General features: G+C 50.8%; 23 protein-coding genes. 16 read left to right on the forward strand and 7 right to left on the reverse strand.

The genetic code is table 11. From position 1 onward, the window contains the following. Nucleotides 1-58: 58 nt before the first annotated feature. Together queG and QZJ86_RS06595 are read right to left on the reverse strand one after the other, a co-directional pair. Nucleotides 59-1,132, reverse strand: a complete 1,074-nt coding sequence (queG, locus tag QZJ86_RS06590; RefSeq protein WP_301937476.1) for a tRNA epoxyqueuosine(34) reductase QueG — start codon at nucleotides 1,130-1,132, stop codon at nucleotides 59-61. Nucleotides 1,133-1,329: 197 nt separating this feature from the next. Beyond that, nucleotides 1,330-1,911, reverse strand: coding sequence for a hypothetical protein (locus tag QZJ86_RS06595; RefSeq protein WP_301937478.1), 582 nt, complete (start codon nucleotides 1,909-1,911; stop codon nucleotides 1,330-1,332). A gap of 575 nt (nucleotides 1,912-2,486) precedes the next feature. Between QZJ86_RS06595 and QZJ86_RS06600 the strand changes: the two genes are divergently transcribed. The 13 genes from QZJ86_RS06600 (at nucleotide 2,487) to QZJ86_RS06660 (ending at nucleotide 17,540) form a co-directional block, all read left to right on the forward strand. After that, nucleotides 2,487-3,050, forward strand: coding sequence for a hypothetical protein (locus tag QZJ86_RS06600; protein WP_301937480.1), 564 nt, complete (start codon nucleotides 2,487-2,489; stop codon nucleotides 3,048-3,050). A 108-nt stretch (nucleotides 3,051-3,158) separates the two neighbouring features. Continuing rightward, nucleotides 3,159-5,423, forward strand: coding sequence for a tetratricopeptide repeat protein (locus tag QZJ86_RS06605; protein WP_301937482.1), 2,265 nt, complete (start codon nucleotides 3,159-3,161; stop codon nucleotides 5,421-5,423). An 8-nt stretch (nucleotides 5,424-5,431) separates the two neighbouring features. Further along, nucleotides 5,432-6,820: a hypothetical protein gene (locus tag QZJ86_RS06610; protein ID WP_301937484.1), complete on the forward strand. Its 1,389-nt coding sequence runs from the start codon at nucleotides 5,432-5,434 to the stop codon at nucleotides 6,818-6,820. Nucleotides 6,821-6,823: 3 nt separating this feature from the next. Further along, the gene (locus QZJ86_RS06615; RefSeq protein ID WP_301937486.1) at nucleotides 6,824-7,018 is read left to right on the forward strand and encodes a CopG family transcriptional regulator; all 195 of its coding nucleotides are present in this window, start codon (nucleotides 6,824-6,826) and stop codon (nucleotides 7,016-7,018) included. After that, complete coding sequence (locus QZJ86_RS06620; RefSeq protein WP_301937488.1) at nucleotides 7,005-7,514, forward strand: DNA-binding protein; 510 nt, start codon at nucleotides 7,005-7,007, stop codon at nucleotides 7,512-7,514. The genes QZJ86_RS06615 and QZJ86_RS06620 overlap by 14 nt, the downstream gene beginning before the upstream one ends. 39 nt (nucleotides 7,515-7,553) lie before the next feature. Further along, nucleotides 7,554-9,239: an NUDIX hydrolase gene (locus QZJ86_RS06625; protein WP_301937490.1), complete on the forward strand. Its 1,686-nt coding sequence runs from the start codon at nucleotides 7,554-7,556 to the stop codon at nucleotides 9,237-9,239. 180 nt (nucleotides 9,240-9,419) lie between these two features. Beyond that, nucleotides 9,420-10,883, forward strand: coding sequence for an NAD(P)H-hydrate dehydratase (locus tag QZJ86_RS06630; protein WP_301937492.1), 1,464 nt, complete (start codon nucleotides 9,420-9,422; stop codon nucleotides 10,881-10,883). Then, nucleotides 10,883-11,353 (forward strand): tRNA (adenosine(37)-N6)-threonylcarbamoyltransferase complex ATPase subunit type 1 TsaE, encoded by a 471-nt coding sequence (gene tsaE, locus QZJ86_RS06635; RefSeq protein WP_301937493.1) that lies wholly within the window; start codon nucleotides 10,883-10,885, stop codon nucleotides 11,351-11,353. The genes QZJ86_RS06630 and tsaE overlap by 1 nt, the downstream gene beginning before the upstream one ends. Before the next feature lie 35 nt (nucleotides 11,354-11,388). Next, a complete protein-coding gene (locus QZJ86_RS06640) occupies nucleotides 11,389-12,903 on the forward strand; it encodes an N-acetylmuramoyl-L-alanine amidase (protein WP_301937495.1) in 1,515 nt (504 codons plus the stop codon). Between the two features lie 86 nt (nucleotides 12,904-12,989). Continuing rightward, on the forward strand, nucleotides 12,990-14,870 hold the full coding sequence (gene mutL, locus QZJ86_RS06645) for a DNA mismatch repair endonuclease MutL (RefSeq protein WP_301937497.1): 1,881 nt from the start codon (nucleotides 12,990-12,992) through the stop codon (nucleotides 14,868-14,870). Further along, nucleotides 14,871-15,809 carry a tRNA (adenosine(37)-N6)-dimethylallyltransferase MiaA gene (miaA, locus tag QZJ86_RS06650; protein ID WP_301937498.1) on the forward strand — a complete coding sequence of 313 codons (939 nt, stop codon included), beginning with the start codon at nucleotides 14,871-14,873 and terminating at the stop codon, nucleotides 15,807-15,809. After that, entirely contained in the window at nucleotides 15,802-16,401 is a 600-nt protein-coding gene (locus QZJ86_RS06655; protein WP_301937500.1) for a 5-formyltetrahydrofolate cyclo-ligase, read from the forward strand. The genes miaA and QZJ86_RS06655 overlap by 8 nt, the downstream gene beginning before the upstream one ends. Then, nucleotides 16,398-17,540 (forward strand): type III PLP-dependent enzyme domain-containing protein, encoded by a 1,143-nt coding sequence (locus tag QZJ86_RS06660; protein WP_301937502.1) that lies wholly within the window; start codon nucleotides 16,398-16,400, stop codon nucleotides 17,538-17,540. Before QZJ86_RS06655 ends, QZJ86_RS06660 begins: the two co-directional genes overlap by 4 nt. 29 nt (nucleotides 17,541-17,569) lie before the next feature. On the opposite strand, the gene QZJ86_RS06665 is transcribed toward QZJ86_RS06660, so the two are convergent. The 5 genes from QZJ86_RS06665 to QZJ86_RS06685 all read right to left on the reverse strand — a co-directional run bounded on the left by QZJ86_RS06665 (nucleotide 17,570) and on the right by QZJ86_RS06685 (nucleotide 20,812). Next, entirely contained in the window at nucleotides 17,570-17,965 is a 396-nt protein-coding gene (locus QZJ86_RS06665) for a hypothetical protein (protein WP_301937504.1), read from the reverse strand. A gap of 11 nt (nucleotides 17,966-17,976) precedes the next feature. Continuing rightward, entirely contained in the window at nucleotides 17,977-18,894 is a 918-nt protein-coding gene (locus QZJ86_RS06670; RefSeq protein WP_301937506.1) for an SAM-dependent methyltransferase, read from the reverse strand. Between the two features lie 65 nt (nucleotides 18,895-18,959). Further along, on the reverse strand, nucleotides 18,960-19,226 hold the full coding sequence (locus QZJ86_RS06675; protein ID WP_301937507.1) for an RNA polymerase sigma factor: 267 nt from the start codon (nucleotides 19,224-19,226) through the stop codon (nucleotides 18,960-18,962). A gap of 136 nt (nucleotides 19,227-19,362) precedes the next feature. Further along, complete coding sequence (locus tag QZJ86_RS06680; protein WP_301937508.1) at nucleotides 19,363-20,118, reverse strand: tRNA threonylcarbamoyladenosine dehydratase; 756 nt, start codon at nucleotides 20,116-20,118, stop codon at nucleotides 19,363-19,365. Further along, on the reverse strand, nucleotides 20,111-20,812 hold the full coding sequence (locus QZJ86_RS06685; protein ID WP_301937510.1) for a TatD family hydrolase: 702 nt from the start codon (nucleotides 20,810-20,812) through the stop codon (nucleotides 20,111-20,113). The genes QZJ86_RS06680 and QZJ86_RS06685 overlap by 8 nt, the downstream gene beginning before the upstream one ends. Nucleotides 20,813-20,911: 99 nt before the next feature. Here QZJ86_RS06685 and ettA point away from each other — a divergent pair, with 99 nt between their 5' ends. The 3 genes from ettA (at nucleotide 20,912) to hflX (ending at nucleotide 24,288) form a co-directional block, all read left to right on the forward strand. Further along, nucleotides 20,912-22,576, forward strand: coding sequence for an energy-dependent translational throttle protein EttA (ettA, locus tag QZJ86_RS06690; protein WP_301937512.1), 1,665 nt, complete (start codon nucleotides 20,912-20,914; stop codon nucleotides 22,574-22,576). A gap of 192 nt (nucleotides 22,577-22,768) precedes the next feature. After that, entirely contained in the window at nucleotides 22,769-23,011 is a 243-nt protein-coding gene (gene hfq / locus QZJ86_RS06695) for an RNA chaperone Hfq (protein WP_301937513.1), read from the forward strand. A gap of 11 nt (nucleotides 23,012-23,022) precedes the next feature. After that, on the forward strand, nucleotides 23,023-24,288 hold the full coding sequence (gene hflX / locus QZJ86_RS06700; RefSeq protein WP_301937514.1) for a ribosome rescue GTPase HflX: 1,266 nt from the start codon (nucleotides 23,023-23,025) through the stop codon (nucleotides 24,286-24,288). Nucleotides 24,289-24,374 lie beyond the last annotated feature (86 nt).

Raw genomic sequence — 24,374 nt, forward strand, 5'->3', positions numbered from 1 at the left:
ACTTTCCCGATAAATTCTTTTAACTGGTTCACGGAATATACGCTTTATCTAGTAAATTTCAAGAGTCGATTGTTTGCTGCAAGGCCCAGTCTATATGCTCGCGGAGCATTTCCGAATCGTCATTCAATCGGCTGCTTAAAATGGCTCTAACTTTGGATGTCGGTTTTCCGTTGCCCAAGGCCACCGCGATATTGCGCAGCCAGCGCAAATGGCCGATGCGGCGGATCGCCGAGCCTTCGGTTTTTTGCAGAAATTCAGCTTCGCTCCATTGAAACAACTCGATTAAAGTCGATTGATCCAAACGATGCCTGGGTTTGAAGTCGGCTTCGGCACTGAGCTTGGCGAAACGGTTCCACGGACACACCAATTGGCAGTCGTCGCAACCGTAAATCCGATTTCCCAGCAAGGGCCGCAATTCGACCGGGATGCTGCCGTGCAGTTCGATGGTTAAATAGGATACGCAACGGCGCGCATCGACTTGATACGGGCCGACAATCGCCTGGGTTGGGCAGACATCCAGACAGGCCCGGCACTGGCCGCAATGCTGGCTGGCCGGTTGGTCGCTGGGTAAGGCCAGATCGGTGTATATCTCGCCTAAAAAAAACCAGGAGCCAGCGCGGCGGTTGATAAGATTGCTGTGTTTGCCGATCCAGCCCAGTCCGGCTTTCTCGGCGATGGCTTTTTCCAAAACCGGGGCGCTATCGACAAATGCCCGGTAGCCGAACGGGCCGATTGTCGCGCTGATTTTGTCCGCCAGTTTTTGTAAACGATTACGCAGCAGCTTGTGGTAATCGCGGCCCAAAGCGTAACGGGACACGAAGGCGGCGGCCGGGTCGTCCAATATTTGTTTGCTGGTTGCCGGCGGTTCCGGCAAATAATCCATCCGCGCCGAGATAATGCTGCGGGTGCCTTCTTGCAATAAAGCCGGCCGGCTGCGTTTCAAACCGTGAGCCGCCATATATTGCATCTCACCGTTAAAACCCTTGTCCAGCCACTGATGAAGACGCAGTTCGGCATCTATGAGTTTGGTATCGCTGATGCCGATCTGCTGAAAACCCAATTCCTCGCCCCACTGTTTGATGCGCTGGGCCAGAACTAGCGGATCTTCGGCCGCGGAGGGTGGTATGTTCAATTTAATGGAACCTTAGGTAAACGTTTTTTAGAAATGATGTAGGGTCGAATTTATTCGATCTTGGGATTTTACAAAGCTGGCTGGCCGAATAAATCAGGCTCCCACATTCAAAATTAGAAGGGCGGTATCCACGGTGGAAACGAACTATTTAAAAATTCACCAGAGTGTTTTTAACAAGTAGCTATTCGCCGTCCCGATTATTTGTCTTCCTTTTTATCAAATACCCCGCTAAAACTAAATCCTATATCGATTTTGCCAATTTCCTCAATCACTTTTTGGCTCAATTCATCGAGCGGTTTATCGGAAAACACTGCATAGCGCATCAGGTTTTCCGTATAGGTTTGTTTGTCTTTATATTGGCTATAGAACGCGAACATCAACGCGGCGATGCCGGTGACCGTGGTTTGCACAATCGCCGATTTATACCATTCGCGCTCGCCCAGGCGGTCTTTTAACAACACTCCCAATGCAGGCCACAAAAACACCGCCACCGCGGAAATCAGCGATAGCCAGAAAAACACTTTATTCAATATCGTGTAACTTCTGGCCTTGACATACAGATCGTAAATCAACACCAGCTTGCGTTCTTCTGCCACCGTCGTCGGCTTTGCCGTGTCGCTGGGATCGGTTTTACAGACGGCGGTTTTGGCGTAATCCATCAACAATTTCGCGCTGGTTTGATTGGGGTTGAGGATGTTGATCACATCCTTGTCGCAGGATTCCGGCGCGCACCCGCTTAGCGCAATTAGTGCCACGGTGATTAACAGAAACTGGCGCATGGCTTTACTCCGTATCGATTTAGAGTGGCAATTGTTACATAACCGATTCGATAGATCGCGGGAAATACGTGCTGGGTGTGGCTTACGCCTTTAATTCGACGGGGTGCTGTTTGTCGAGTTTGCGCCGCTAACCGGTAGCGCGATTGAATGTGCTTTCTAGCGGCTAAATGCCCGTCCTATGGCGTATGATCCTTTTAGAAAGTCGCTTTCTCTGACGGAAAGTCAAGATATGCTGACGATGGACAAAAACCGACCCAAACCAGCCACACACGAAAATCTTCAGCGTCAACTTGATATACCAAAATTGGTTTGATTTGAGCTAATAAAACTCACGCCTTGGCACTGCCCGGACTGGATGCCAATACCAATACCAGTACCGCAAAAACTCCCCCAGTTCTCCCATTACAAGCGAATCCATTTTCAGGATACTACGTCCCAAGTTGAGACGCGGACCGATGGTTATCAGATAACCCCAAGAACGGCGACGTCCGCGGCAATACATTTTATCGATTATGAATTTTAAACGCGGCGTCGATTGATGTTGCAAAATCGAACAAACCTTGGAGAACACCGCCATGAACAGACTGCCAGAAACCGTCAGCCAACAATTCAACCAACTGTTTGCCGTCATCGGCCAAGCCAGCGACGACCTGAAACTGACTATTGCCGAAGCCAGTATGGCCGGTAACTTTTCACTGGTTACAGCCAATATCGAGAACTGCCAGCGCCTGCAAGCTTTGGAGTTGGAAATAAAAACCTGCATGGGCAACTTCGTAAACAAACCCCAAGCCCAGCCGATGGAAAAAGCTTTTCATAAACGCAACAAACACCGCACACGCCAACCACGAGGTAGTATGCGTGTCACTTTGGCGGGACGCATCATCGAAAAACCGACCATCGCAGAAACCTTTTTTGAAGCTTTAAAGGCTTTTGGCCTGGATCGGGTGGCAAGTTTGAACAAGGTGGTAACCGCTATTCCACTGGTGTCCAGAAGACCAGCCACCGGCTATCAAACCCAAAAAACCTGCAACGGCTGGCACGTGACTACGCACGTCAACGCCTACACCGCTCCGACGGTATTGAGAGAAATTGCTGACGAACTGAAAATGGCGATACAAATTGAGTTCATCGAACGCTGAGAAATCAGCAATTCCAAAAATCCAAACAACGCACGCATAGCCCTGGATGAACAAGATTTTTCCAGGGCAAAAGACAGATAAAGCAGACAAAACTCAAAGGCAAACGACATGACCGAAAACACCACCCGCACCTTGGCAGAATTACAACAACTTGCTGAAGTAGGCGATGCACAAGCACAGTTTGAGCTAGCTCATTGCTTATCTCTTAGCGCTTTGTATTCTTCTTCGGCGCTCCTTCATAACAATATAGAACCCGCTTTATCCTTGCTAGGCAAGGCTGCGGAGCATGGCTATGCCGATGCTCAATTTTCACTGGGATTATATTGGCTTTGTAACCAATATGACGCATTAGCTTCTGTTGAATTAAAACAGTGGGCAATTGAAAAACACCGGGATGCTGCTAAAGAAATTGCGCTATTTCTAATAATAACCAGTTGCGGGAATATAGAGGGTAATTTGACCAGAGAAAACCTTCAATCTCTCTTCTATATCGACAGTGAGGTAACTAAAAAAATCTTACAGCGAAGACTGACGGTTGTCTCTGACGATCAAGCCTTTAATTGGCTAACAGCGGCTGTTCAGCAAGGTCACTCGGAAGCAGCATTTTTCCGCGATGTTTGTTATCCAGAAAATACCGGGACATTGCAAAATCAAGATGCCATGTTAATGCGCCTTGCCAACGCCTACGTGATCGGGCTAAACGACATTGCACCGAATCCTTTAATCGCTTTGCAGTATTTTGAAGAACTTGCAAAATATTCGGAGGATGAATGTCTAGCTGGAGAAGCATGCTTCCGGGCGGCGGTGATGTATTTTGATGAAAATGGCGCTAAGCAAGACTATAAGAAAGGAATGAAATATTTACGAGACGCTATTAATCTCAAGCATGCTGGGGCTATGCAACGCTGGGAAAACGCCTTTTTGCAATTTACCTTTCCCGAATTTATTGGCAGAGAAAATGAAGAAGTATGTTTCAGGTTTGCGTTTGATTGGTGCGAAAAACGACTGCGAGAAGTCGCTGATGATTATGAGGCCACTTTTGCTATGGGGGTCTTGTTAGCGTTTGGCAGAGGGTGCCGTGCCGAATCGACTCAGGCAGAAGCATATTTCCAAAAAATTCACGGTGAGGTTAATAGCGTTGGCATGGTCGCCAATGACGAGAGTAACGATTTAATTTTCTGGATGGCAAGCTTCTATCTGGCGTGTAAACAAAATTGGGGAAATGGTTTTGCCTACTTAGACGACCCTAGACTGGTCGCTTTTTTTAAGGCTGATTCGCAAGCGACAAGCATGCAAATTAACCCAAATCTAGTTATTCCTGCGCTCATTATCGACTTCAGTCGATCGTTTAATGACATCAAGTTATTGCAGGCGGTTCTCGACTCATTCAAACTAAGCCCACGACGAGAACACGCTGCGCTTCAATTGTCTATGCGCGACAAACTTGCCGAGGCACTATTGGATGCCGAAGCCAAGCGCATAGAAGCAAGTGAGCAACAAAGACGTGCTGAACATGCTGAATATGAACTGGAACAAACCATGTCCATGTTCGCCCATAAATTTCGCAGCCCACTGGATGCGATTCTCTACAATTCCGGTCATGAACATCAGCCCAAGCTGTATATTCAAGCAGCGCAAACCATGCAAGGTTTGCTGGATATTTTTAGCCTGATATCGACTGATGCTGACAAACTTCAGGACAGACTTAAACAAGATAGGCAAGGTGAAGGCAATTTGGTAAGTGTGTTCGGAAAGACACTGGATATGGTTTTGCTTCATCTATTATCGCCCTCTGCAAAGGGAATTATCCGTCAACACTATTTGGGCTATGCCAAAGCGCATGACCTTTGTGATGCAGGAGTAAGTACTAAACAGTGGTACGAAGACTATCGGGAGATGGAGCAACAACTGCAGCATGACTGGGAACAAAGTTATGCCCAACTGTTAGGCCAATCCGCCACACTAGAGCCGCGATTGGCTTGGTTGGAGCAACGTTTTTTCAAGTTAGAGCTGCTAGGCTTTGGGCGTATAAACATCCAATTCGAGGAATACGGGATTACCGAATCGCTGTTGACGATTGTTTTTAACGAATTCCTGATCAATGCCTTCAAGTATTATGCTTCTGTCGAAAATTCGCCAGTAGTGCTTAATTGGGTAACTCGCGATGATCATCAGGTGCTGGTCTGCCGGAATCCAAGCACACGCCATGAACGCACACGCATTAAAGGCAGCGGTAAGGGACATATCTTTTTGTCTGCTCTGGCGCGTAAAATCGGAAGCGAATTTATTAAACCGAAACCTGCCGACGACTTTGTGGTTGAATTTTCTTTGGCGGATGAACTGTTGATCTCAACCTTGGATGATAAACAATGAGTTGCTTTTTGTGGGTAGAAGATTTTGCATTTGGCGAGAAAACAAGAGATATAAAAGGGACGGCTGATAAATTGTTTGGCGGTATTTATCAGCCAGAATCGTTGCACAATGATGAGCGCGATCTCAAGGAGTCATTAGCAAAATATCACTCATTTCTTGAGTTAAACTTTCAGGATGCTCTTAAGTTTATCAATACCCGTTTGCAAGATGTTGACTACATAGTGCTGGATATTGATTTACCTGCGTATGGAGAAAACGATGAAATAGATGAAACGGTTTTGAGCATACTTAAAGATTTTGAGGGTTATTCGCCAAGCGATGATCCAGAAGATGAAGATCGGCTAAAGTCAGCCTGCGGTGAGTTAAAGAAAAATGCTGGGTTTTATCTTTATTCGAAATTGGTTTTTGAACTTGGATTCCCTCAACAGCATATTCAGTTTTTCTCCAACCATGGAAACGAGGCTAAGAGCATTGAAGATGCGTTCAAAGCGGCAAAAATTGCTCCGCCAGACATCTGTTATAAAAACGAAGATCGAGTTAGACATTGGGTTTCCAATTGTTTTGATAGTCCATATTCACGGCTTCGACGTGGCATTATAGAAGGTTGCAAACAATTAAAGAAATTAAGCAATAATTTGCGTTTCTCAAGATTCAGTGTCGAAGGGAAATTAGCCTTTTTGGACGTGGATGATTATTTAGATATTTTAGAAAACTTTTTACCGCTTCGTGAGCCAGCTAATAAAACCATTTTCTATAAGCTCTTTATCAGGACTTTGGCGCACGAATGGGAAGAATCGGTTGAACCCAAAAAGCTTGATGACGATCAAGCAACGTTTGCATTTTCATGGATTATGAAAATGACCCGCAATTGGATGGCTCATAATTCCACGGCTATTTTTAATAACTTGACAGAACAAGACCTTGCTTATTTTTTCATTTGCAATATGCGAGCAATTTTCGAGCTAAGTGAAGAAACAATTGGGTATGAGAAAATTCTGTTGTCTTTGTTCAGCAAAGGGGGAGAAGGCGAAACACTTGAAAAGTCAGAGATAATAATTAAAGAAAAACGCATTCCATTGGTTAAATATTACGTTTCATATTTCAATGAAAAAACCAAGCGCACTCAAGTTCACAATATTTTGCATGACTTGCAAAATAATAAATCTAAATTAAAAGCAAAAGGTGATGACTTTTTTATAACTGGACTGTATCACTCATTTTGGTTTTTAACTTCAGAGCACGATGATAAAAAAGATAAGGCTGTAGAAAATAATCGTAATCCAAATCAAGTTTACATCTCAAGACACTATACATTTTATTTGTTCGATTATTCTCAGTCTGATTTTTTATTTAGGTTTTCCAGCCACATCTACAACCGCAGTTTCCCCGAGGCCTAACCCATGACCACCCTACAAACCCAAATCCCGGATCAACTCCTGCAACAAGCGCAATATCTGGTACAACAAGGCTGGGTCGCCAATATGGACGAATTGATTGCTGAATCTATGCGTCGTTATTTGGAGTCACACCGTGAAGCCATGTCCGAGCAGTTCGTTCGCGAAGATGTCGATTGGGGCTTAAATGGGCAGGACTGAGCCAGTCGTTATTGCCGATGCAGGGCCAGTCATTCATCTGGATGAACTGGGCCACTTGGATTTGTTGGCCGATTTCGGCAGTGTCATCATTCCGGACAAAGTCTGGCAGGAAGTTCAACAGCATAGACCTTTGGCGCTGACCGCTGCCGGAGACTGGATTGTGCGCCAATCGCCCAAACAGCATTCAGTCGTGGTTAGTGCATTAACGCCACTTTACAGCCTGCATGCGGGCGAACAGGAAGCCCTGCATTTGTGTAGCGAGGTTGGTAATTGTCTGCTGTTGACGGACGATACGGCTGCACGCTTGGCAGCCAAAAGCCTGGGGATTGCCGCACATGGCACATTGGGCTTACTGATCAGAGCCATACGCCGACAATGCCTGAGTAAGGCCGAAGTGCTGACATTGTTACACGCCATTCCAAATCAAACCACGCTGCATGTTCGGCCTGCCTTACTAAGAGAAGTGATTTCAGAGGTCGAAGCGCATGTTGAATAAATCCGATCATGCTATGAACGCACCGGCAAACACTTACCGATGACGAATAGTGATTTACTCAAAACGCTGATTGCCGAATTGCCTCGCCATTCCGAAGAGGAAGGCGATTTTTATGTGGTCGAGCGCCGCCACTTGGTTGATGTATTGCGCTCGCGTCATGAGCTGGATAAGCCGCTTGCCGAGCAGGCAGTCGGTCTATGTGAATGCTTGCTGGACACTTTGTCGGTGCTACGGCCGGACGAACTGGCGAAAGGAATCTGGTGTTTCGTGTCGTTTCCGGCACAATTGCTGGCGAACTCTGTACTGACGACGATGGCCGATAACGATTCGCGCCTGTTTGCCGCCCATTTCTGGAATACCCAAGGCATAGATAATGCCAGGAAAGACCAGCAGCGCGACGTATTACACCTTATAGAGCAAGCGCGACTGGAGTGCCATGCTGGTAGCGACGCCCAGCCAATCCGTTACTGTTACGTGGCCTGGAGCATCATCAAGCTGGATGGCAAAATCTTGTTTTATCAGCGCGAGGACACCCAAAAACGTTTCGACAAAGCGGCGGGTGATTATGGCTTGCTCGGCGGGCGCTGCAATCAATCCGATGTGGCTGGTATTACCGATAAAGCAGTATTGTTGCAGACTTTGCAATCCGCGAATTCTCAGTGCGTTAAAGGCGCTTTTCCGCAAACCTTGCGGCGGGAGTTGCGGGAAGAAGCGGGTTTGTTGTTTAACGAGCATTACCGCTTCAAGCTTTGGCGCAGTTTGAAACCTTACCGACAAGTGCAAGGTGCGGCGCCGAATCATGCCTTGACCGAATATTATCTGGCTATTTTTCAGATTGAATTGACCCTGGAAGGTTTTTTGTTTTTGCAGCAGCGTGTCGCTAAAGATGATCGACTGGTCTGGCTAACGTTAGTAGACATCGAACGCGGCGAAAGCACCGACGGCAAGATTCCGTATATTAAGGCTTTGTATGATGATTTTGGTGGCGACCGGACGGCCTTGGTGGCGGCGTTGACTGAACTCCCGGATAGTTTTACCGCAGGCTACCTGTCTGATAAAGAAAACTTCGGATACATTTTTTCGATTGATCCGAATATACCGGTGTCAGCTGGAAAACTGGGCAAGGATAAACCCCTGAATTTTACTTTAAATGCCAGGCAACTCTCATTGATATTGGGCTTGGCGGCACATTCGCGCGGTTTTGATTTTGAATCCGTGCCGGAAAATATCGTTATGCATCCGCACGGTTGGGTGGAAGTGGGCGAATTATCGCCCTTTCGGCAAGAATTAACTGAACTGCTAGTCCTGCTTTCCGGAAGCGAGTTGGTGATGGAAAGTCGTCTCGACCGATTGTTCAGGCTGTCAATTAGGCCTGACATGGTATTTTTTGCCGACGAGTTGTTTTCGTTTTCAGTCAATCTCGCGGATTTGCAGGGAGTACAAAATAAAATCCCAGCCACAATTACCCGGCGCGCTTTTGATACCGGTTTTGGTGTTGTGTTAGATAAAACCGAAGTATTCAACCTGACATTGGATTTTGCACATAAACTCAAATCCTTGTCCGTACACCCGTTTTCCGCTGACAATGATGACGGGGTGAAAATCGAAGACACTTACAAAAAGGGTTTGCATAGAGAAGCCAAGTTTCAGGCTTTGGGATTAAGGAACTTAATACGCCGGGAAGCAGGGATTATCAAATTTGTTTTAAATTATGAATACACCTGAAAAATTATCTCGGCAGATGGGTGGTTATTTAATCTAAATGGCAGCTTTATCAAGACTTACCTGTAGTTCGGTGGGAATCGTCGAGTGTCTCAAAGTAGCCGACAGACGTCAAAGCAACCGATTTAACCAATCCTGCTAAGATCAGCAACAAAAGTCCTATCGATTTTCCAAGGTTACGTCATGCAAACACCTTCCGACAAACTCTATTGCACCGCCCAAATCCGCGAGGCGGAGCGTTACGCTATCGACGAGCTGGGAATTCCGGGCCGGGAGCTGATGAGTCGGGCAGGTCATGCGGTATTTGAGCAGGTTAGACTGCGCTGGCCTGAGCAGAAAACGATCACCGTGTTTTGCGGCGGCGGTAATAACGGTGGCGATGGTTACGAAGTCGCTACGCTGGCCTTGCAGACAAATTATCAAGTGACCGTTTATGCATTGGCCGATCCGAACCGCTTGCCGGGCGATGCATTCGGCACCTATCAAGATTTTTTACAGGCCGGCGGCAGTGTCAGCGGCTTTGAAGCAGGACAATGTAAACTGCAAGGTGTGATCGTCGATGCGTTATTCGGTATCGGTTTGAGCCGGACGGTCGGGGCTGATTATGCCTTAGCTATAGCGGCGATCAACGATTCTGCTTGTCCGGTGGTCGCGGTGGATGTGCCGTCCGGATTGCATGCCTATACCGGCTCGGTGTTGGGTTGCGCGGTTAAGGCTGATGTGACGGTGACCTTCATCGGTTTGAAATGTGGCTTGTACACCGGCGAATCGCCGGAATATTGCGGCGAGATTGTTTGCAGCACCTTGGATATCGACGCAGCAGTGTTGGCGGCGATGCCGCCCTTTGCGCTATTGCTGGACAAAATCGACTTGCCGCGCCGCGCGCGGATTGCGCATAAAGGCCATTTCGGGCATGTGTTGTTGATTGGCGGCAATCTTGGGTTTACCGGCGCGATACGGCTGGCGGGCGAGGCGGCCTTGCGTTCCGGCGCCGGTCTGGTTAGCATCGCCACCCGCGCCGCGCATAGCGGTTTGATCAACATCGGCCGGCCGGAGCTGATGTGCCACGGCGCGGAATGCGGCGAAACCTTGCAAGCTTTGCTGCATAAAGCGAGCGTGGTCGTAATCGGGCCGGGGTTGGGCCAGGACGATTGGGCCAGGGAGATGTTTAGCGCCGTACTGGCCAGCGATAAACCGTGCCTGCTCGACGCCGATGCGTTGAATCTGCTCGCTGATCAGCCGACGCGGCGCGAGAATTGGATATTGACGCCGCATCCCGGCGAAGCCGCGCGCTTGCTGGGCTGTAACACCCGGCAAATCTCGGCAGACCGATTTGCGGCGTTGGCGGATTTGCACAGTCAATACGGCGGCACCTGTTTATTGAAAGGCGCCGGTACCTTGATTACCGGCGGCGACACGGTCTATGTCGGCACCACCGGCAATCCCGGCATGGCCAGCGGCGGCATGGGCGATGTATTGTCCGGCCTGATCGGCGGCTTGCTGGCGCAAGGTTTGAGCTTGGAACAGGCTACCAGGTTGGGTGTGTATGTGCATGGCGAAGCGGCGGACAGTCTTGCTTTGGAACAGGGCGAGCGCGGCTTGCTGGCCGGCGATTTGCCGGAACGAATTAGAGAATTATTGAATTGATGAACATCACTCTGGAAACCTCCGAAGATACCGAAGCGCTGGGCGCGGCGCTGTGGCAAGCCTTGCCGGCAAAATGCCTGTTGTTTTTATATGGCGATCTCGGCGCTGGCAAGACCACCTTGGTACGCGGTTTGTTACGCGCCGCCGGTCATCAAGGCGCGGTGAAAAGCCCAACTTATACCTTGGTCGAGGAATACGAAGTCAACGGCCGGCGTTTGTTTCATTTTGATTTATATCGGCTCAAGGATCCGGAAGAGTTGGAATGGATGGGCATGGAGGACTATCTAAACCAAGAGGCGTTATGCTGTATTGAATGGCCGCAAATGGGCGGAGGCTTTCTGCCGATGGCCGATGTCGAAGTCAGGTTGAATTATTTTCAGCAGCAACGCGCCGCAGAAATCAATATGTTAGCTAAATATTGGCAAGATGGCATAAAACTGAACTGGAAAAACAAAGACCTACTGCTATAATCTCAACAATATTGTCACTAGCGGTCGAGTGGGTCATGCAGCAAATTTATCGAATTTTCTGGATATGGGGCATGTTATTGCCTTCGTTCTCGGTGTTTGCGGCCCAGGCAGAGCTGGGTTCCGTAAGCTATTCGGCGTCGAATCAGGTGGTGTTTAATCTGCCTGGCGCGGTGCGGCATAAGGCATTCGTACTAAAAAGTCCTAGCCGGTTGGTGGTCGATTTTATCGATGCCAAAATCTCTCAGAGTATTGCCCAGCCACCGGCCGATCATCCTTTGTTTGGTTTTGCCCGCAGCGCAGCGCGTAATACCGGCGATTTGCGGGTGGTTGTCGAGCTAAAATCCGACGCCGACGCCAAGGTAGCGGTGATCGGCAAATCCTTGCAAATCGATTTGGCAGCTAAGGCGGCGCAGCAGGAACCGCTGGCGGCTAAATCCGAGAAAATCGTAGCGGCCGTGGCCGCGCTGGAAAAAACCAATGCCGCCGTTAAAAAGCAGGAAGCAGCCGTTAAGCCTGTTGCGGTCAAAACAGTTACCAAAGCCAAGGGTCGCAATATTGTTGTGGCTATCGATGCCGGGCATGGCGGCAAGGATGTTGGCGCGCAGGGCGCGAACGGCACCCAGGAAAAAGACGTGGTATTTGCGATTGCCAAAAATCTGGAAGGTTTGGTCAACAGCCAGCCGGGCATGAAAGCAGTGATGATCCGTGACGGCGATTATTTCGTGAAATTGAACGAGCGCCGCCGGATTGCCCGTACCGCGAAAGCTGATTTGTTCGTATCTATCCACGCCGATGCCTTTAGCGATAGTCAGGCGCATGGCGCTTCGGTTTATACCTTGGCCAATAAAGGCGCGTCCAGCGCCGGTGCCGGTTGGTTGGCCGATAGCGAAAATGCGGTGGACGGCGCGGCGGGTGCCGGCGAGGATAGAGACGAAACCTTAGCGTCGGTATTGATGGATTTATCGAGTAAAGCGGCGAAAGAAGCCAGCCAGAATATCGGTAACAAAGTATTAAGAAGCGTGAAAAGTGTGGGGCATTTGCATAGAAGCGCGGTGCAAAAAGCCGGTTTTGTGGTGTTGAAGTCGCCGGAAATTCCATCGATTCTGGTGGAAACCGCTTTTATTTCCAATCCGGAAGAAGAGCGTCGCTTAAAAACCCATGCCTATCAACACAAAATGGCATCTGCAGTATTCAGCGGTATTGTCGGCCACTTTAAACAATATGCGCCGGCCGATACCATGATGGCTCAGTTGAATCGCTCTACCAAATCCAAAGCCGTGCAACTGGCTGCTTTGGATAAAGACGATAGCATGCCGGCCGCGAAGCCGAAAACAGAGCAAAAACCGGTGTTGGCGGCTAGGGAAGTGGACGCCAATCCGACGCAGGTGGCCAGCAATACCGCCAACCAACACGTGATCAACCGTGGCGAAACCTTGTCCGGTATCGCCCAGCAATACGGCATATCGATGCGGGCCTTGCGGCTAGCCAATGCGATGAACGACGGCAATGTCCGCATTGGTCAGGTGTTGCAGATTCCGCGAGACAGCTAATTAACCAATCTTAAAACGGGGCGAATCATTTCGCCCCGTTTCATTTTCATCCGCTAAAATACGCGCTTTTTTCCCGAGCGCAGCCAATGCGGATTCACGCCTTATCCACTCAATTAGTCAATCAAATCGCCGCCGGCGAGGTGGTCGAGCGTCCGGCGTCGGTAGTTAAAGAGCTGGTGGAAAACTGTTTCGATGCCGGCGCGACGCAAATTCAGATCGATGTCGAGCAGGGCGGGGCGCGGCAAATCAAGATTCGGGATAATGGCTGCGGCATCGTCAAAGACGACTTGGCGCTGGCCTTATCCCGGCATGCCACCAGCAAGATAGCTTCCTTGGACGATTTGGAACATGTGATCAGCATGGGTTTTCGCGGCGAGGCGCTGCCCAGTATCAGCTCGGTGGCGCGCTTGACTTTAATCTCCCGCACCACCGATGCCGAATGCGCCTGGCAAGTCAGCGCCGACGGCACCGAGCAAAACTTCGATCCGCAACCCGATCCGCATCCGCCCGGCACCACCGTCGATGTCCGCGATCTGTTTTACAACACCCCGGCCCGCCGTAAGTTTTTAAAAGCAGAGAAAACCGAGTTTTCTCACATAGAAAGTCTGATTCAGAAATTGGCCCTGGCGCGTTTCGATGTCGGCTTTATGTTGAATCACAATCAGCGCGAAGTGCTGAATCTGAAGCCTGCTGCGACGCAGGAGGCTCAGGAAAAACGCATTGCGGCGATTTGCGGCTCGGCGTTTGTCGATAATTGTGTGAAGATCGATTTTGCCGCGTCTGGGTTGCATCTGCACGGCTGGGTAGGGCTGCCGACCTTTTCCCGTAGCCAGCAGGATATGCAGTTTTTCTACGTCAATGGTCGCTTGATCAAGGACCGGCTAGTCGCGCACGCGGTGAAGCAGGCCTATCAGGATGTGTTGTATCACGGCCGGCATCCGGTATTTGTGCTGTATCTGGAACTTGACCCAGCCTTGGTCGATGTCAATGCGCACCCAACCAAACTGGAAGTGCGGTTTAGGGAAGGGCGCATGGTGCACGATTTTCTGTTTCAGGCTTTGCACCGCAGCCTGGCCGATCAGCGTCCCGGTGCTGTTGTTGTGGCGCAGCAGATCGAAACAGTTGCCGAGTTTTCGGAAGCGCAAATTCCGGCAGCGTCGTTGCGGACGCCATTGAATCAACAAACTTCTTTGCCGCTAACCTTGCCCGAGCTAGGTTTGGATAGTATGCAGCAACGAACCGCACCCGATGCGTTCGGGGTTTATCGCTACCCGCCCGAACGAGCCAATTTGGCGGACGTGGCCGAGCAAATCAAAGCTTACGGCAAACTTTATCCGCAAACCGACCTCGCCAACTCAACCCAGCCAGCCATCGAATCGGCGCTGCCGCCTTTGGGCTTTGCGTTGGCCCATATCCATAATATTTATATCCTGGCCGAAACCGCCAATGGCATCATCCTGGTCGATGCCCATGCCGCCCACGAGCGGGTGACTTATGAGCGCTTGAAACAGCATTATCACAACCGCGCCATCGTCTCCCAGCCGCTGTTACTGCCGATCAAGCTACAAGTCACCGCCGCCGAGGCTGATCTGGCCGAGCAGGAGCACGAGTTTTTTATGGGCCTGGGGTTTGAAATCAACCGCTCCGGCCCGGAAACAGTGGTGCTCAGAGCCACGCCAGCGCTGTTGGCTAAAGCCGATGTCGATCAATTGGTGCGCGACATCCTAGCTGATTTAGCAACCCACGGCGTGAGCCATAAAGCCCAAGAAACCACCAATGCGATCCTGGCGACGATGGCTTGCCATAGTTCGGTGCGAGCCAAGCGTAAACTCAGCATCGAGGAAATGAACGCCTTGCTGCGCGATATGGAACAAACCGAGCGCATCGGCCAGTGCAATCACGGCCGACCGACCTGGGTGGCGCTGAGTCATCAGGATTTGGACCGGTTTTTCATGCGTGGTCAATAAATGAGCGAAATGCAAAAACCGTCGGCCATCCTGTTGATGGGGCCGACTGCATCCGGCAAGACTGCGCTTGGAGTGGCGATGGCGCAAGTCTTGAATGCCGAGATTATCAGCGTCGATTCGGCCTTGGTGTATCGGGGCATGGATATTGGTACAGCCAAACCAAACCTGGCCGAGCGCGGCGGCGTGCCGCATCATTTAATCGACATTCTCGATCCCAGCGAAGCGTTTTCCACCGGTCAGTTCCGCAATAGGGCCTTGGATTTGATGGCAGACATCAGTGCGCGAGGCAAATTGCCGTTGTTGGTGGGCGGCACGATGTTGTATTTCAGCGCGTTGACTCAAGGCTTGGCGCAATTGCCGGAAGCCGTTCCGGAAATACGGCAACGGCTGGACGAGGAATTGCAGCAGCTGGGCAAGGAAGTCTTGCATGCCTGCCTGGCGCAAGTCGATCCGCAAGCGGCTGCGCGGATTCATGTCAACGATCCGCAACGTATCCAGCGGGCGCTGGAAGTCTATGAAATCAGCGGCCGGCCGTTATCGAGTTTTTTCGCTGCCGATCAGCAAGCCGAGCATCCTTACCAATTTATCAAGCTGATTGTCGCGCCGGAGCAGCGCAAAACTCTGCACGACAAGATAGCCCAGCGTTTCGATCTGATGTTGGCGCAAGGCTTTCTCGACGAGGTCCAGGCTTTATGGCAACGCGGCGATCTGGATGAAAGCATGCCGTCGATTCGCTGCGTCGGTTACCGACAGGCTTGGTCCTACCTCAACGGCGAATACGACCTGACAACAATGCGGGACAAAGCCATTATCGCCACCCGGCAACTGGCGAAGCGCCAATTTACCTGGTTGCGCAAGGAGCAGGATGCCTGTCATTTAAGCAGTGGTTCGGCCGATCTGCTCGAACAAGCCTTGAAGCAGTGCGGCGAACATGGATAAAGCCCAGCAGCGCCAAATCGCCTACGCGGCTCGTAATGCGCAGTTGGATAAGGACGCTGTTAGCGCGGAAATCTGCCGGCGCGTCGTCGAGCAACCCTGGTATCGATCGGCGCGGACAGTAATGTGGTACCTGCATTGCCGCTCGGAAGTGCGGACCGTGCCGGCCGTAGCCGCTGAATTGGAGGGCGGTAAGCGTATCGCGGTGCCGTATTGCACCGTTGATACTGAAGGCGCAAAACAACTCGGTTTATGGCACTTAGAGACGCTCGATGAGTTGCGGCCTGGGATGTGGAATATTCTCGAGCCGCCGCGTCAGCGTTGGCTTGAGCCCGCCAAGCAAATTCGCCCTGAAGAGCTGGATGCGATCATCGTGCCGGGCGTGGCCTTTGACAAGCAAGGCGGACGCTTGGGTAACGGCGCCGGCTATTACGACCGCTTGTTGCAAAAAGTGTGTCCCGACACGGTATTGGCGGCGGTGTGTTACGAAGCGCAATTATTACCTCGCATTGCGATGGAGGCGCACGACGTATTCATGGACTTTGTGATCACCGAGCAGGCGATTTACTCAGGCAAGGGGCGTGCTTGCCGATGAATTGGACCGAGCTAAAGCAACAAATTCAAACCAGCCCAGCCTTTGTGCTGGACGAAGATCAAGTACTCGCCAACCTGCAACCCTTGCAGGCTTTGCGCCAAGAGGCCGGTTGCAAGATTTTGTACTCGATGAAGGCGTTGCCTTTAGCCGCCTTATTGGAGCTGATAATAGATCGAGTCGACGGCATTTCGGTCAGTTCTCTATTCGAGGCGAGGCTAGCGAAAGAGATGTTAGACGAGCAGGGCGGAAGCGTCCATCTGACCACGCCGGGCATGCGTCCCGACGAATTTGCCGAACTTGGCGGACTTTGCAGTCATATCAGTTTCAATTCGCTATCACAGTATCAGCGTTTGCAGGCGTTGGCCGAGGGTTATTCCAAAGGCTTGCGCGTTAATCCCCAACTGTCCTTTCTGCACGATCAGCGCTACGACCCGTGCCGGCCGCATTCTAAATTGGGTGTCGATATCGAGTCGGTGCGAGACGGTTTGCCGGCGGGTGTCGAGGGACTGCATTTTCATACCGTGTTTGCATCTCGGGATTTTATGCCTTTGCAGCATACGTTGGAAAAGCTGATGCCGATACTAACTCGCAACAGCCATCTGAGATGGCTGAATCTGGGCGGCGGTTATTTGTACAACGCTATCGCCAATCAACAGGCGGTCGTGGCGCTGATTAATCGATTGCGATCCGATTTGGGCGTCGAGGTCTATTTAGAGCCGGGTAAGGCCGTGGTCGGCAATGCCGGTTACTTGCTGACCAGCGTGCTGGATCGGTTTGTCAGCGACGGCAAGGATGTGTTGATCTTGGATACCTCGGTCAATCATCATCCGGAAGTGTTCGAATATCAGGTTAAGCCGCGCTTGTTGGAAGAAAATATTAACGGTGGGTGCGCGGCGATTTTGGCGGGATCGACTTGTTTGGCCGGCGATGTGTTTGGCGAGTACCGATTCGATAACATCCCCGATGTAGGCGATAAATTGGTGTTTGCCGATGTCGGCGCCTATTCCTTGATCAAGGCCAATCGCTTTAACGGCTATAACTTGCCGGATATTTACACTTTAAAACAAGCTCGGCTGAGTTTGCGCAAACGCTATGACTACCAAGACTATCGCCGGCAATGGGTGGATACCGGCCGGTAATATTGCTGGAAACTTACCAAGTTAAATAGCTATTTCCCTAGCGATTGATACGGGTCAACGCCCGCCAGCAACGCTTCCATCTTCTGGATGCTTTCGTCGCAGCCCTCTATACTGGAGTGCACCTTGGCTTTAAAGCGCAAGCCCATGCTTTCGCCATCGCTTTCTCGCTCGGCATATTCGTTTAACAAATGGCAGGCGTCGTGCATCGCTTGCTCGGTATTTTCGAAAATATCGTTATCGGGCAATAGATCGGCTTCGTTCAACATCATCAAGCGGCTGATTACCGCGTTTTGGTGGCGAAACACCGATTCGGCATAGTCGGCAAAACTGACGTGCTGACTATTTCGCGGCACGCTGGCGCAGCCAAGCAAGCCGCAGCCCAGGATTGCGGACACTGTTAACAACTTCAAACGCGGTAAAACCATCGGCATCTCGGTTAAGCCTTTTGCGCGGTAAAAATACAATATTCGGTCAGTTTTTCGGTAAACAATTGATGCTGCGCCAGGCCCACCAAATAATTGGCGGTTTGGGCCTTGGAACGTAATCCCAGCCATTGGCTGATAGTTTGTACCGGTTTCAGGCGCTTGGCCACTTTGTACATGTGCTCGACAGACGCCTGGGTTTGCGCGTTGATGTCGTGGCAAACGATGGCTTGAAAGCCTTGCTGTTCCAGCAAGCAGGTAAATTCGTCGCGCGCGCACAGATTGGGCACGGCCCAACCGTTCAAGCAGGTCACCACGGCTTGCCATTGTTGTGCGTTAAATTGGCGTTGCAGAACGAAGCCGTCGCACACGACGATGCGGCCGCCGGGTTTTAACACTCGCCAGGCTTCGCGCAGGAAGTCGCCTTTGTTCAAGGCATGGCAGGAGCTCTCCAAGGCCCAGACCACGTCGAACGATGCATCCGGAAACGGGGTGGCGCAGAAATCGGCGACTTCGAAATTGACCAACTCAGCAACGCCGTGGCGTTTGGCATGTTGGCGGGCATAATCGGCTTGTTTGGCGCTGATGGTGATGCCGGTCACCTGGTTGCCATGTTGTTTTGCCATCCAGATCGTACTGCCACCGATGCCGCAGCCGGCATCCAGAATTTTATCGCTGGCTTGAATGCCGGCTTTTTCATAAAGAATCTGATTTTTGTTGAGCAGGGCTTGATGTTGATCGTAAGGCTTGGTGTCGTCCCAATAACCGTAATGTAAGGCCAAATTGTCGCGGTTGCACCAGGCCACAAGATAATCGTTATAACAATCGTCGTAGTGTTTGGCGGCGTCGGCCTGCAGTTCGCTGCTGGATAGCTCGGCGTTATCGCGCAGGCTTTGATCGCGGTAATCTTGATTGGGTTCGAGGATGTACATCGTAGCTGGAATGGATGAACTGGACGGCTGTAGCAAAGTGGCGTGATGCAAGGTAAACGGCCGGGTTAGTTGGGTTGGCGGCCATTATAATTCAGATCGCCGATTCGCTTCATGTTAGCCGAGAGATTATTGAATGACGGATGATTGATTTCCAGCAGAGCAAATATCTGTTTTATCGGTAACTCTTTGATTTTATCCGGTTCCATGCCGAAGCGGATCTTGAACAGGCTACGCTGCTTGCCGGCCGGCAACGACGCCAGAAGTTCCGCCAAGCGCTGATCGATCAATTGCCGGGCAAGCGCAAGTTCCGGGCTTAAATTTTCGTCGTTCACTAATACCTTGCTCGCGGGTGGCGGCGGGGGGGCGGGTCGGTTGGCAGCGGCTCTTTCGCGCATTGCTTGCAAGCGCGTGCTTTTACCTGGACTAACCAGCAAGGAATCGGCAGGGCCTGTTGGGTGTATGGGCGATTTAACCATGATGTTTATTGTGGTCCGAATGCGCGTGATCGTGAATCAAATTGCGGATCACTACCGAGGCGCAGACGCCGCCGAACGCCGCCGGTAAATAAGAAATGGTGCCGTAGGCCGATTTTTTATAATTGCTGCCGTCGGTAAACATTAGTGAGTCCTTGGACACCACTTCCGGCGAAAACACCACTTTTACGCCGCGGCTAATGCCGTGTTTACGCAGACGAGTTCGAATGAACTGAGCGAAAGGGCAGTTATAAGTCTTGGAAATATCCACCACTTTCAAATGGGTTGGATCGAGCTTGCCGCCGGCACCCATCGAGCTGATGATTTTCATCTTGCGGGCTTTGGCGGCACGGATCAGGGTGATTTTCGGGGTCAGGCTGTCAATGGCATCGATCACGTAATCGTAATGCTGGCTCAACAAATCGTCGGCGGTATCGGGCGTGATGAATTCGTGTTTGATGGTCAGTTTTAAATCCGGATTGATCGCTAGTAAGCGTTCGCCCATCACGTCGGCTTTAGATTGGCCGTGGGTGGTCGCCAGCGCCGGTAGTTGGCGGTTGCGGTTGCTGGGATCGACCACGTCGCCGTCGACGATGGTCATTTGACCAACACCGGCCCGGCAGATGAATTCGGCGGCAAACGAACCGACACCGCCCATGCCGACCACCAGCACATGCGCTTGTTGCAATTTGTCGAGTTTGGGCTTGCCGATCAACAGTTCGGTGCGGGAGAGCCAGCTTAAATCAGTCATTGAGAAACACTCGTTTGAAATTGTCCAGGATTTGCCGCCGCAAGGTCGCGACGTCAACGCCGAGCATTTTAGCCGCAGCGGCGTATATCGCGTCAATCGCAAGCTCGGCGGTATCGGTTTCCAGGAACAGGCGATTCTGCGGCGTTTCTAGCAGGGCTTGCCCGGCGCGGCTGCAAGGGTTTAGTAAGGCTGCGCCGAAGGACAGATAAAACCCATGTTTTATCAATTGGTCGGCCAGTGCCGGATTGGCGTTAAAGCCATGAATGATCCATCCGATTTCTGTGCTATTGCCCGATTTTTTTAGCTGTATCAACTCGTTGTAAGCTCTTACGCAATGGATGATTAGCGGTTTGCCTAGCTGTTCGGCCAGCTTGATTTGGGCGTTAAATACTTCGGTTTGCAATGATAAAGGTGTGGTGATGGTTTTATCCAGGCCGCATTCGCCGATGGCCAGCAACTTGGAATCCGCGCCGCATGAAGCAATTTTTTTTAAAGCGGTTTGAATGTCTTGGCGGTCGATGTACCAGGGATGTAGACCTAAGCTATAAAAACGGTTGTTGGTTGTCGTGGGGTCGAAATCCAGTGTGTCGATGCTCAATACTTCCAGCGTTTGGATGCCGTTTGCATTGTGACAATGGATATCGACATAAGCACATTCCGACTGTCTCGCCTGTTGAACGGTGTCAAATGCCACTAAATTATCAACTCCCCGCGTTCCCGAAAAAAATTTACAGCCTTAAAAAACCACTATCGCACGGTATAATGCCATTTTCTTTTCTTCAGTAGAAAAACAATGGCGCAATATATTTTCTCCATGAACCGGGTCGGCAAGATCGTGCCGCCTAAAAAGCATATTCTCAAGGATATTTCCCTATCGTTTTTTCCGGGCGCAAAAATTGGTGTGTTGGGTTTGAACGGCTCCGGTAAATCCACGTTGCTGCGTATCATGGCCGGCATCGACAAGGAAATCGAAGGCGAAGCGATTCCTTTGAAAGGCACCAAGATCGGTTATCTGCCCCAGGAACCGCAACTCGACCCGAATAAAACCGTGCGCGGCAATATCGAAGAAGCCGTAGCCGAAATCAAAGAAGTATTGGCCAGGCTGGACGCCGTCTATGCCGCTTACGCCGAGCCGGACGCCGATTTCGATGCGCTTGCCGCCGAACAGGCAAAGCTTGAAGATATTATCAATGCTTGCGACGGTCATAATCTGGACCGCACTTTGGAAGTCGCTGCCGACGCGCTGCGTCTGCCGGATTGGGATGCAGATGTAACGAAATTGTCCGGCGGCGAAAAACGCCGCGTAGCGCTGTGCCGCTTGTTACTGTCCAAGCCCGACATGCTGCTGCTTGATGAGCCGACCAACCATTTGGACGCTGAATCGGTGGCCTGGCTGGAGCGCTTCCTGCACGATTACCCCGGCACAGTAGTGGCGGTAACCCATGATAGGTACTTCCTTGATAATGTCGCCGGCTGGATTTTGGAGCTGGACCGAGGTATGGGTATTCCGTGGGAAGGCAATTATTCGTCCTGGTTGGAACAAAAAGAGAAGCGCCTGGAGTTGGAGGAGAAACAGGAGTCCTCTCGGCAAAAAGCCATGAAAGCCGAGCTGGAGTGGGTGCGATCCAATCCGAAAGGTCGGCATGCCAAAAGCAAGGCGCGTCTGGCTCGCTTCGAAGAATTGTCGTCGGTGGATGTGCAAAAACGTAACGAGACTCAGGAAATTTATATTCCGCCCGGTCCGCGTCTCGGCGATGTGGTGATCGAGGCCCATAACATCAGCAAAGGCTTCGGAGAACGATTGCTGATCAACAACCTCGAATTCAAGCTGCCGCCGGGTGGTATCGTCGGTATCATCGGCCCTAACGGCGCTGGTAAAACCACGCTGTTCCGGATGATGGCCGGCTTCGAAAAGCCGGATTCCGGCGCAATCAATATAGGCCAAACCGTACAGATGGCCTATGTCGATCAGCTGCGCGACGACATGGACAATAACAAGACGGTTTGGGAAGAAATTTCCGACGGTCTGGATATGATCACAGTCGGCAAATACGAAACGCCATCGCGAGCCTATATCGGCCGCTTCAATTTTAAAGGCGGGGATCAACAAAAACGCATCGGCGAATTGTCGGGTGGCGAGCGTAACAGGGTGCATCTGGCCAAACTATTGAAAAGCGGTGGCAACGTGCTGCTGCTCGACGAACCGACCAACGATCTGGATGTGGAAACCTTGCGGGCCTTGGAAGAGGCTTTGCTGGCCTTCCCAGGCTGCGCGGTGGTGATCTCGCATGACCGCTGGTTTCTGGATCGTATCGCCACGCACATGCTGGCCTTCGAGGGCGACAGCGAAGTGGTCTGGTTTGAAGGCAACTATGCCGACTACGAAGCCGATAGGCATCGCCGTTTGGGTACCGATGCCGATAATCCGCATCGTCTCAAGTATAAAAAAATCGGCTAAGCTCAGCTTAAGTGTCCGTTGCTATTTTTAGCAACGGGCTTGCTAATTAAAGATCGAATCGAACTTGAAATAAGACAAGCCCGTCCCAAACTCATCAATGTTTTTTATTGATCCGTGCTCCGCGTGTTGAAATCCGTGGGTGTAGCGGGTAATGTATTAGTAGCACACCGAACAATAATAAGGAGAAATAGGATGTCGAAAGCCCAAAACTTGCAGGACAACTTTTTAAATGCCCTGAGAAAAGAACATACCCCGGTATCTATATTTTTGGTTAATGGTATCAAACTGCAAGGCCGTGTCGATTCTTTCGACCAATATGTGGTGATGCTGAAAAATACCGTCAATCAAATGGTCTACAAGCACGCCATATCCACCATCGTTCCCGGCAAAAATGTCACCATGCACCGCGAAGCTGACGTTAGCGATGAAAGTTAAGAGGTTATTTTTTGTTTGAACGTCCCGATGCAGGTGAGCGAGCGATTCTCGTTCACCTGAACTTGCAAGTCGGACAAGAAGACCTCGACGAGCTGAAAGAATTAACCAAATCCGCCGGCGCCCAGCCGACTCATGTGGTGACAGGTAGCCGTCACCGGCCCGACCCGAAATATTTTGTCGGTACCGGTAAGCTTGAGGAAATCAGGTCGGCGATTGTCGAGCATGAGGCAAATATCGTCATCGTCAATCATCCTCTGTCGCCCAGCCAGGAACGCAATCTGGAAAAATCCCTGGAAGTGAGAGTGGTCGATCGCAATGGTCTGATTCTGGATATTTTTGCGCAACGCGCGCAAACCTTCGAAGGTAAATTGCAGGTCGAATTGGCGCAGCTCAAACATTTGTCGACGCGTTTGATTCGCGGCTGGACTCACTTGGAGCGGCAAAAGGGCGGTATCGGTTTGCGCGGCCCCGGCGAAACCCAGCTGGAAACCGATAGACGGTTGCTGGGTGTGCGCATCAAGCAGATTCAACAACGTTTGGAAAAGGTCGAAAAACAACGTCATCAAGGTCGCAGTAAACGCAAAAAAGCCGAGATTCCCACCGTGTCCTTGGTGGGGTACACCAATGCAGGCAAATCCACGCTGTTCAATACCTTGACCGGCGCCGACATCTATGCGGCCGATCAACTGTTTGCCACCTTGGATCCCACTTTACGGCAATTGTCGCTTAGCAATGGCGGCGAGATCATTTTGGCCGATACTGTCGGGTTTATCCGGCATTTGCCGCATGAGTTGGTGGCGGCATTCCGCTCCACATTGCAGGAAGCGAGCGAAGCCGATCTGTTGTTGCATGTGATAGACGCCGCTGCCGAAGACCGGGAAGATACTATCTTTCAGGTCAATCAAGTCTTAAACGACATCGATGCCGCTAAAATTCCGCAGCTAATGGTTTTCAACAAAATCGACTTGCTCGACGAAGTGGCGCCGCATATCGATTACGATGCCAACGGCAAACCGGTCAGCGTCTGGATTTCTGCGCAAAACGGGGTAGGCTGTGACTTATTGCAACAGGCTTTATCCGAACTGTTTGCCAGCAGCAAAGTGATTCGAAAGTGCTTTTTACCGGCCAGCCAAGCCGGCGTGAAGGCCAAATTGTTTGCTTTTGTCAAAATAATCAACGAAGTAAATAACGATAGCGGCGATTGCGAACTGACCGTAGAAATCGACAAAAAGCATTTGGGCTTGTTGAAAGACATCAATGTCCAAGAAGTGGCATGAACCGCCAATCGGCCGGGAATCACCCAGTTATTTGCTCGGAAATGACTAATTTACGATAGAATGGCCGCCTTTCGGGGTTGACGAGC

It is taken from the genome of Methylomonas montana (assembly GCF_030490285.1).
Lineage (GTDB): Bacteria > Pseudomonadota > Gammaproteobacteria > Methylococcales > Methylomonadaceae > Methylomonas > Methylomonas montana.